This window comes from Sutterella parvirubra YIT 11816 (assembly GCF_000250875.1).
Lineage (GTDB): Bacteria > Pseudomonadota > Gammaproteobacteria > Burkholderiales > Burkholderiaceae_F > Sutterella > Sutterella parvirubra.
Map to the genome: position 1 here is coordinate 1 of NZ_JH604840.1, position 9,824 is coordinate 9,824.

Here is a 9,824-nt window from a genome sequence, read left to right on the forward strand (position 1 = left end):
CGTCCATGCTCTTCGCCGACTGCATGTGCGTCCTCTTTCTCTTCCTCGTCTTCGTCCGCATCTCCGTACCAGTAGTAGTACCCGTCCTCGTCATCCTCGTCCGGAAGAACGGCATCCAGGTCGAAGGCCCTGTCGAGCGCGATCCGCAGGTGCCGGAAGACGATGTGCTTGAGGAGGTGTTCGTCTTCGAGCCGATCCTCGATGCTGTCGGCGAGGGCCTCCAACAGAATCAACAGGTCGCAGGCTTCCTTCACGCAGTACCAGTCGAGCTCCGCGACGATCGAGGCGCCCTCGGCGAGGACGAGAATGCGCTCGAAGAGCGGCGTTCCTGCTTGGATGGCCGCCGGCATGTCGTCGGCGAGCAGGACGGCCTGCCGGGCCAGTTCCGGTACGGACCTGCCGACGGTACTCCGGAGCACCCTTGGAGTTTCGCGAGGCGTGCGTAGGTCGGACGCAGCGCTTCCACGGGCTCGGTCGCCGCCAATTCTTCAAGGGCGGCCTGACGGTGTTCGGAGAACGTGAGGAGGACCTCATGGAAACGCTCGAATGCGGGCGTGCGGAGGTTGGGCGGAAGTTCCTCGACGGGTTCCGCATCGTCGTCGGGCGGCTGCGTCTCGATCAACGCGGCGGCAAGAACACACTCCATCGCGTCGCGCAGCGTCTCATCGGGAAGCGCATCGTCTCCCGTCATCGGGTCGGTGAGGTATGCGAGGGCCACGGCCTGAGAAGCGCAGTCAAACTGCGCGGCCGCGCAGACCTCAAGAAGTCGTGCGATGAAGTCGACCGTCGTGCTCTCGAGAGAGTCGTAGGCCTTGCGGGTCGAAAGGCGCGGAAGCACGCACCGCAGCGTGCGCATCATGAAACGGTAGTTGCGCGCGGAGCCGTAGAACGGGTCGTGCCAAGAGAACATGCGGGAGTAGTTGGGGTTGAAAAAGTCGCCGTTTTTGCCCCGTTCCAGTTCCGAATCCCACTCTTTCAGCGTATCGACCCGGTCGCAGAAGAGCTCCACCGTGGTCATCCACATCAAACGCGCGAGCCCGTCGGGCACGTCGAACGGGATGTCTTCGGTGACGTCGTAATCCTCAAAGTCCCAAGTGAGGTGGTCCCAAACGGAGTTGTAGTGCTCGTCGTCAAAGAGCTCCAAAGGACCTTCAACGGCATCAAAGCGCAAGATGTGGGTGAGCCTCTCGATGCAGGCGTTGAGGGTCGGGCTATCCGTGACGTCACCTTGGGTAGGGAACTTTTCGATGTCAGCGCTGAGGAAGTCGGCTGGGCAAGAGGTGCTTCCCAAGTCGAAGAGGCATTGGATCAGAATGCCGATGGGCTCCGGGAGACCTTCCGCGGTCGCTTCATCGAGGGCCTCGTGAAGGACGGCGCCGGGAAGGGCCCAGCCGCGTTTTCGCTCGCGGCGGGAGCTCTTCGCCGAGTCCTCCGCGAGAAGCTCCAGGAGTTCCCGGAGTTTCGGGCGCTCCCGGAGACTTTCGACGTCGCCGAGCGTCGAGGCGAACGCGGGGTCGATCGTTTCGTAGAGCGCGTAGGGCGTGAGGCAGGCGGCGATCGTCTTTCCGAGTTCCTCGGGAATGACGTAGGGCTCGACCGGGTCCGGCTCAGGCATGGGCCGAGGTTTCGGAGGGATCTTCGGCGCTTTGGCCTTATTCTTGCGGGTCTTCTTGGTCATGTGGGACAAATCGGTTCGGTTGGGGACCGGGCGTTTGAGGACAAACGCCCGCTGAGTGCAATCCGGTGCCGCGCAGGCGGCACCGTCAGGTCACGGAACGGGTGGAGTCGTGCCGCCGCAGTCGACCGTCTGCGCTCGACCGGCATCGACATCCCTGAGAAACTTCAGCAGGTCCTCGTCCTCCGTCTCTGCGGTGAACTTGCGGAAGCCCTCTTCGCCCAGGATGAACCAGAGCGTCGCGGCGCGAAGACCGTGGGGCAGCCGTCCCAGGCGGGCTTGGGTTTCCTTGCTTTGGAGGTCGTCGTCAATCGGAGCGAGCCGCCATTCGCACTTGCTCTTGATGACGCAGACGCCGTTGAGAAAGGCGGTGCTTCCGAGCAGATCGGCCGCTTTCGGAAAGGCCTCCATGAATTCCTTCAGGTTCACGAGTTTCCGTTCGGATGCAAACTGCCGAGGGGAGAGGTCCTTGTGATCCTCAAAGATCGCGAAAAGGCGGGGAGGTTCGCCCGTCGACGTGCGGGGTCGTCCGAAGGCGACGAGACTTCCGTGGCCGAGCCGCGGCGTCTCGACGCGGATGCCGACGTAGTCCTGAGGCACGACGGGTACTTCCCAGCCGTACTCATCTTCCTCCGGCTCGATGCCCTCTTCATCGTCGTCTTCGTCTTCGCCTTCGTCGTCGACGTCGACGTCGACGGCAAGGACGGCATCAAAGTCGAAGGCGTCTTCGAGAGCCATCCGTACGAACTGAAAGGCGCGGTGCTGGAGGAAGTGTTCCCGCTTTTCGAGTCGATGCTCGAGGTTCTCGGCGTAAGCCTCCAACACCATCACCAGGTCGCGCGCCGCCGGGACGCCGTACCTGTCGAGCTCTCCGGCGATCGAACAACCCTCGGCGAGCATCAGAATGCGCTCGAAGAGCGCGGGGGCCTCAGCGAGGGAGGAGGCCATCCTGTCCGTGAGAAGCACGGCGGCCCGGGCGAGCTCCGGGACGGGCTTGCCTGCGGCGCTCCGCAGCGCGCCTTGGAGTTCGGCCAAACGGGCGTACGTCGGGCGCAGAGCGTCGGCGGGTTCCGTTGCGGCCAACCTTTCGAAGGCGCAACGGCGGTTGTCCGGGGGCGCGAGAAGCGCCGCACGGAAGCGCTCAAAATCGGGCGTGCGGAGGTTCAGAGGAAGTTCTCCCACGGGCACGTCGTCGGCTTTGGACGGTGCCGCGGCGTTGATGAGCGCTTCGGCGAGGACGCACGTCATGATTGCTGTGAGCGTCTCCCTGGGAAGCGTTTCGGACGCCGTCACCGGGTCGGTGAGGTACGCGAGGGCCACGGCCTGCGACGCCACGTCGAAGCGGGCGGCGGCGCAGGTTTCGAGCAGCCGCCCGAGGAACTGATCCGTCGTGTGGCCGAAGGATGCGCAGGGGCCGCGGGGGGAGAAGCGCGGGAGCACGTACCGGAGCGCCCGCATCATGAGCTTGCGGTGCTTGACCGCGTTCCGGAGCTCGTCCTCGCGGAGGCCCTGGAAGGTGCTTCCGTTCCGCCAGCCGGAATCCGACTCTTCTTTCTTTATGGCCTGCTCCCAATCTCGAACCAAGATGGTTCGGTCTACGCACAGCTGAGCCGCGCACATCCACAAAAGCCTGATGACCCAGTCGTCCGGGACGTAGGGAAGGTCTTCCGTGACGTCGCAGTCCGAAAACTCGAAGGGATAGTCGTTTATGACATCGGAGTCGGGGTTTTGGGGATGGCAGCGCAGCAGGTCGTATTCGACGGCCTCAAAGCGCGCGAGGTGGTTGAGCCTTACGAAGCAGCGGTTGAGCGTTTCGCTGCCGGAGGGAAAGCGTCCGGCGCGGAGGTCCTCGATGCTTTCCGTGATGACGTCTCCCGTGTAGTCAAAGCAGCCGAGTCCGCCGAGACAGGAGAGCAGCCAGAAAACATCAGTCGGAAGTCCCTCGAATTCGGCGTCGAAGGCGGCCTTCTCAAGCGCTTTCCCGAAGTCCTTTCCGCCCCGCCGCAGTTTGTCGCGGCAGCTCTTGCGCGATTCAACTGCAATCACCTCCAACAGCGTTCGAAGTTTGGGGAGTTCGCGAAGGTTTTCGTCGTCGCGGAGATTCGAGGAAAGTTCAGTGGGGATCGGCTCGTACAAGGCGTAGGGCTCGAGGAAGGAGGCGATCGTCCTGCCGAGCTCTTCGGAGATGACGTAGGGTTCGGCCGGTTTCGGCTGAGGGATGGGTTGGGGCTTTGCAGGTGTCTGCTTCGCGTTGTGCTTCTTCTTTTTCGTCATGATGCGGTCTCTAGCCCACCCGGCGCGCGTCTTCCGCGCGCGGCCGGACGGGGGTGTTGGTCTCGGGTGTCGGGTGCGGCCGTCAGGCGTGCGCGGTTTGGGTGATCAGCACGGCGTCTTCGGCGTCGTCCCAAAAGGCCTCGTCAAACGGTGCGTAGCGCGGGCGGTTGGGGTGCCCCTCCGGGAGTTGGTCCGCGGAGAGCCGCTCAAAGCCGCGCCCGTCCGCACGGCGCACGAAGCCGCCCTGCATGACGGAAGGCTTCTGGAAGAGACCGATCAGATCGGGGCGAAGATTGACGAGCTGGTTCGCCGTCATCCGGACGAAATCCCGCATGAGTGCCGGGTCTTGGCCCAGATCGTTCTCGGTGAAGACGATGAAGGCGTCATCCCGGCGGCTGCGGAAGATGACATGCACGGGGGAGTCGGTTTCAAGAAGCCGCGTGGTGGCGACCACCTGCTCGGACGCGTACTTCGCGGGAAGAATCCGCTCTTCGTTCGGCAGGTCTTCAAGCGTGAAGATGGTGTCTTCATCGTCGAAGCCGCCGTCGAAATCGTCGTCTTCGTCGTCCGCAAGGTCGTCCAGATCGACGCCCAACCACTCTTCGGCGTCGTAGAGGTCGCAGGTTTCTTCGATCTCAAAGCCCGCGGCGGCACACGCCTCTTGAACGAGCGGATTGTCTTCCGCCGCCCTTATGGGCACGCGGTTCGCCAGATGCTTCCCCGCGAGAAGGAGACGCATCGCGCCGTCGGGATCCTCATCGACCAGTTCGGTCCCGACCGCATAGGTTTCCGCCAAAAGTGCGAGCCAGGGCATCGCGCGCAGGTTGTCCTCCCGTTCGGCCTCATCGAGCCGCGTGCCGATTTTGTCGGCCTCGGCCTGAAGAACCTTTAGGGACCGAGTTTCCTCGGACTTCATCCGGATAACCGTTCGGCGCAATGCCGAGAGTTCTTCGGCGAGGGTCCGCAGCGCGGGAACGGTCTCGGCCTCAATGAGGCGCTGCAGCGCGGTTTCGTCCATCACTTCCGATTGAAGGAGTGCGAGCCAACGGTCGAGCGCGGGCGTTTGGAGCGACGCGTGAAGTTGGGGCCGGAGGCCGGGCGACGGGAGCCGCTTCGAGTCGGGGTCGAGAAGGTGGATGAAGGCGGCCGCGATGAAGAGCTTGGCGGTGTCCTCCACGGCCTCCACCGGACACTCGGGCGGGGCCGCGATCATCTCGGGCTTCTGAAGCCATCCGAGCGTCAACGCGATTTGGGGCGTCAGGTCGGTGAGGTCGGCAAAGAGGTCGAAGAGGCCCTCGAAAGCTTCAAAACGGAACTGCGTCGGCAGGTCTGCAAAGGCGTCGGCGCGCAGGTGAGGGAGGATGATGCCGAGCGTGCGCCTCGCCGTCGAGTCCGCATGTTGGTTGAGCTGATCAAGACCGTTGTCAAACCGGCCGTCGTTCGTCACGCGGTCGGACCAGTCGTCCTCAAAGTTGACGCGGAGCGCTTCGTTGAAGCGGACCGTCGCCTCGATGAGGCGCGGATGCCAGGATTCGTCGCCGAAAGGAAGATCCTCGACGAAGTGCGCGTGATTGAAGACGGGCGAAGCATCGTCGGTCGCGATTTGGGTTCCGGTCTCGGCGAGGAAGCGCGTCTCGTGCGCGAGGCGCTGAAGGAATTTGTCGAAGATGGGAGACCCGGTGGAGACTTCGGCCTGGTCGAAGGCCGCGACGAGCTCGTTGAGTCCCCTGAGGGCCGCAGCGCAGCTTTTGTCGATGATGGCGATGCGGCGGGTGACCACTTCAAACGCCGCGGACGGAAGCCCTTCGGAAAGCGCGAGGCCGAGGGCTTTGCGCATTTTTTTGGCGGCATGCGCGGGAGCACGGCCACCGTTTTGGGCAGACAGGTCGATGAGGCGCACGCAGCTCTCCAGGAACATGCGCAGGTTCGGGAGGCGGGCGAGCTCAACGCCCGCCTGCGGGCCGTTGAGCGTGCGTTGAAGCGTATAGGCATCGGCTCGGTCAAAGGCGGTGAGGGCCCGGGCGAGGACGTCGCTGAGTGCGTCGGAGACGAGGTAAGACTGGACTGCCGCCGGCTTCGTTTGGCGGCGATGGGATTTCTTGGACATAGTCGTGCCTGTGGTTGGAAAAGGAACGGCGTGGTGGGCCGTCCGCGCAGGCTTCGGCCTGCGCGGCGGTCGTTCTTCGTGGTGGTCGTCTCATCGCGGTTCCTCGGAAAGCGTTCTTGCTGGATGCGGTGCCTGCCGCTCTTGGGGTTTGGGGATTCCGGCGTCAGACGTGAAGGTCAAAGCGGACGTGGACAACTTTCCGGCCGTCCTCCTCCCCGTCCCAAACCTCTCCGTCGAGGAAGACTTCCCCGCCCTCAAAGTCGTCGTTGACCCCGTCGTCGAAATCGATGTCCGACAGCCGGTCTTCCATATTCTCCCAGGAGAAAAGTCGGCGGAGCCGAATGAGCGCGAAGCAGTGTTCCTCCCTCAGGAGCGGATTGGGGCTGACGGTCTGAAGAATGGGCGCGTCTTCCTGAAGTTCGGCGGCGAGTCGAAGCTTCTCGGCGAAGGCGGGAGAAGTCTCCAACATGGCACCGACGCACCCGTAGGTTTCCGCAAGAAGCCGGAGTTGGTCCGCTGCGCGGATCTTCTCGCCGAACCGGACTGCCTTGAGTCGGCGAAGGACTTCTTCGGCATGAGCCTGGTCCACGCGCTTTTGGGCGACGGACCGTTGGGCCTGCGAGATCGTCTGCATGAAGCCTGCGAGCCATCGGTAGAGATCCTGCAAAGCCGGAACGGGCTCGGACGCAGCAGCGGCTTCAAAGGTTTGGGCGGAGAGCGTTTCCGTGCCCAACAGCTTTTGCCAACGTTCGAATGCAGGCGTGCGGAGCGCTTCCGGGGCGCTGCGCTTCTGCGGCTTGAGGGGCTCGTCCGACGCGAGGCGGCTCAGGAGAAGGCCCGCAAGGGTGGTCGTGGCGATGTCCTTCGCCGTCTCCGGGCCCCACTGCTTCGGGACGACCAAAAGCCCGGGTTTTTGGAGGAACTCGAGCGCGAGTGCGGCCTGAACGGCGGTTTCGCCGTTCTCGAACATGTTGAGGATAGTCGAGAGGTTCGCGAAGGTCTTCACGCGCACGTCGGCGGGGAAGGTGCCGAAGGATTCGGCGCGCAGCTGCGGGAGCACGATCGCGAACGTACGGTCCGCGATGCGCTCCTGGAGGCTGCGCGTCTCGTCGAGCACTTTGAAGAAGCCGTCGTTGTCGTCGGCGTCGATTTGCAGGAGGCGCGTCTCCGAAGCTTCCTGCACTTGCTCCACGAACGACGTCGTGCGGGTGATGAGGCGCGGGTGCCAGGATGCGTCGCCGAAGGGGAGGTCCTCAACGAAGTGTCCGTGCTCAAAGATCGGGGAGGGCCCGTTTCCGACCGACTGCGAACCGGTTTCGGCAAGGTAGCGCGTCTCGTGCGCGTAGCGCTGAAGGTATCGGTCGAAAACCGGGGATCCGGTCGAAGCCTCGCCGCGGTCGAGCGTTGCGATGAGGTCGTCGAGCCCACGGAGTGCGAGGTCGTAGTTGCGGGTGGAAATGGTGAGCCGGCGCGAGAGCACTTCGACCGCCAAGGCGGGAAGTCCTTCGAAGTGGGCGAGGCCGAGCGCCTTGCTGACCTTCTTCAGTTGCCGGAGACCTCCCTCAGCGCCTTCTCGGCTGTTGATTTCCGGGAGGCGCAGCGCTGCGCCGACGAACATGCGGAGGTACGGGTGCGGGATGAGTTCGGCGCTGTCTTCCACTTCGGGAAGGACCCGTGCGGTTGCTTCGGGGTCCGCCCGGTCGAAGGCGGTGAGGGCTCGGGAGAGGACGTCGCCGAGCGCGTCGGAGACGGGGTAGGCTTGGACGGCCGCGGGCTTTGCCTGGCGGCGGTGGGATTTCTTGGACATGACTCTTCCTGAATTCAAAGATTGAACGGCGTGGTGGGCCGGTCGCGCAGGTTGCTCCGTGCGCGTCGGTCGTGTTCGTTGAGGGTCTTCTTCTGCGTCTTCTCATGACTTAGGACTCCTTGGTGTTGGCGGGTTGGTCGGGTTCGGTCGTGCCGGAGCCGCCCCGGTAGGGCAACGCCCGAAGTGCGGCGACGTAGCGGCCGAAGTCCCGGAAGTAGGTCGTGTCGGGGTGCGCGCCCGCCACGGCGAAGGCGTCTGCAAAGGGCGCGCCCATCACGACGGCCGCGGCGCGGACGGGCGGCGCGAGATGGCCCAAGACCTCTTCCCAGCGCTCGGGCGAGAGGAGGATCTCGTCGGTGAGCGGGAGATAGCCCCCGTCCGCTCCGCGTGCGTAGACGTGCCTGCGGATGTCGGCGGATTTGAGCAGCGGGATGAGCTCCGGCCGGAGGTTCGCGAGCTGGTTGCGCGTGATCTGGACGAGTCCGTCGAGATCGGCCGCTTCGTGGAAGCTGATCCCGTCGGGGAGCGCAAAGAGGAGATGGTCGTAGGGCTCGCGCGGCGTGCCGAGGACCGCGACGGGCGCGTTCTCTTCGATCACCTTCCGTTGGACGCCCACGCGGAGGGCGGCGAGCCGCTCGGGCAAAAGAGGCTTTTCGTCCGCCAACCGGAGGGGCGAGCTCGTTTTGAGGTAGTTCGCCAGGGGGTTGGGGCGGTCAGGGTCGATGACGGGCGAAGGACGGTAGGGCGATTCGAAAAAGGCCCTCCTTCCGTGGTCGAGTATCCAGGCCGCCTCTTCCTTGTAGAGCGGTATCGGAACAATGATCCGGAAGTCGTCCCCGAGGGTCTCGCGCCCCAGGCGCTGCGCCTCGCACTCGGCTTCGAGCTCGGGATAGGCGTCGACGGGCATGAAGAGGATGTGCGTGAAGAGCCAGTCCTGCGGCCAGAGCTCCGTGAAGACTGCGAAAGGATCGCCCAAGTCCGTGGACGCCCCGGCGCAGACGACCGACTCGAAAAAGAGCGTGGTGAGAAGGGCGCTCACCGGCGTGGGCGAGTCCTTGGAGAGCGCAAGGAGCCCCGACTTGACGGGAAGCGCCACCTCAAAGGGGAAGCGCAGCGGTTTGATTCCCATCTGCTCCGAAAACTTGTCGAGGAATACGGGGAGCCCCTGCGTTACGAGCACGTCCCGGTCCCGGCGGGGGATCCAGTGTTGGCGATGACCGCGCAGGTTCGTCCAGCCCGCCCTGGAGCGGCCGATCGCGGCGAGCGCCTTCGTCGGGAGGGCGCGGTGGTCCGGGCGGATGGGTTTGAGCTTCGGTCCGGTGATCTCGTAGCGGATCAGCTGATGGAGGACGGCGCGGAAGACCCGCATGCACCGGAGGAACGCCTCCTCATCCCCGCGCCTCCAAATCTCGTTGCTGGGGTCGAGGGCCGCCGAGAGGAGGTCGTCGTCCTCAAAGATTTCGGCCATGTCGATCAAACGGTCGACTTCGGGAAGCGCTTTGGGCGCGGGTCCGAGCCTGCGGCGAAGGTCCGCGAGCGCCTTGATGAAGGGTTTGCGCGCTTCGGGCTCCCATTCGTACGCACCCAGGTCGTAGGCAAGGTCGACGAAGCGCTCGAGGTCCTTCGGCTTCCAGCGCGAGTGCTTCTTTACCGGGAACGTCTCGATGCGGTCGTCGGCATCGAACACCGCCTCGATCGCGCCGGTGAGGCGCACCTGCAGCATGTCGCGTTGGATGGCGAAGCTGTCTTCCGGGTACTCGATCTTGAAGAGGTCGTCTTTGTGGGGCTTGGATTTGGCTTTGGGCATGGGCGCTTCCTTCCTTGTCGTGAGTGCTTTCCGAAAAAGCTTTGTCGTGATGCTTGGATCCGATCGTAGGCGCAATTTTCGGAACGCGCACGGGGTGGAGGTGATGTGCCACAAATTTTTCGGAAAAAGAGAAGGCGGCGTTTTCACGCCGCCC

Annotated in this window: 6 protein-coding genes; all 6 read right to left on the reverse strand. The window is 64.1% G+C overall.

Annotated elements, in window-relative coordinates; genetic code table 11:
- The coding region (locus HMPREF9440_RS00305) for a hypothetical protein (RefSeq protein ID WP_172634260.1) at window positions 1-233 on the reverse strand (233 nt) is incomplete at its 3' end.
- Between the two features lie 17 nt (window positions 234-250).
- A complete protein-coding gene (locus HMPREF9440_RS00310) occupies window positions 251-1,615 on the reverse strand; it encodes a magnesium and cobalt transport protein CorA (RefSeq protein WP_040763126.1) in 1,365 nt (454 codons plus the stop codon).
- Between the two features lie 153 nt (window positions 1,616-1,768).
- Window positions 1,769-3,949 (reverse strand): hypothetical protein, encoded by a 2,181-nt coding sequence (locus tag HMPREF9440_RS00315; RefSeq protein ID WP_008540381.1) that lies wholly within the window; start codon window positions 3,947-3,949, stop codon window positions 1,769-1,771.
- Between the two features lie 82 nt (window positions 3,950-4,031).
- Window positions 4,032-6,056 (reverse strand): hypothetical protein, encoded by a 2,025-nt coding sequence (locus HMPREF9440_RS00320; RefSeq protein ID WP_008540382.1) that lies wholly within the window; start codon window positions 6,054-6,056, stop codon window positions 4,032-4,034.
- Between the two features lie 163 nt (window positions 6,057-6,219).
- On the reverse strand, window positions 6,220-7,863 hold the full coding sequence (locus tag HMPREF9440_RS00325; RefSeq protein ID WP_008540383.1) for a hypothetical protein: 1,644 nt from the start codon (window positions 7,861-7,863) through the stop codon (window positions 6,220-6,222).
- Between the two features lie 109 nt (window positions 7,864-7,972).
- Window positions 7,973-9,670, reverse strand: a complete 1,698-nt coding sequence (locus HMPREF9440_RS00330; protein ID WP_008540384.1) for a suppressor of fused domain protein — start codon at window positions 9,668-9,670, stop codon at window positions 7,973-7,975.
- Between the last annotated feature and the right edge of the window lie 154 nt (window positions 9,671-9,824).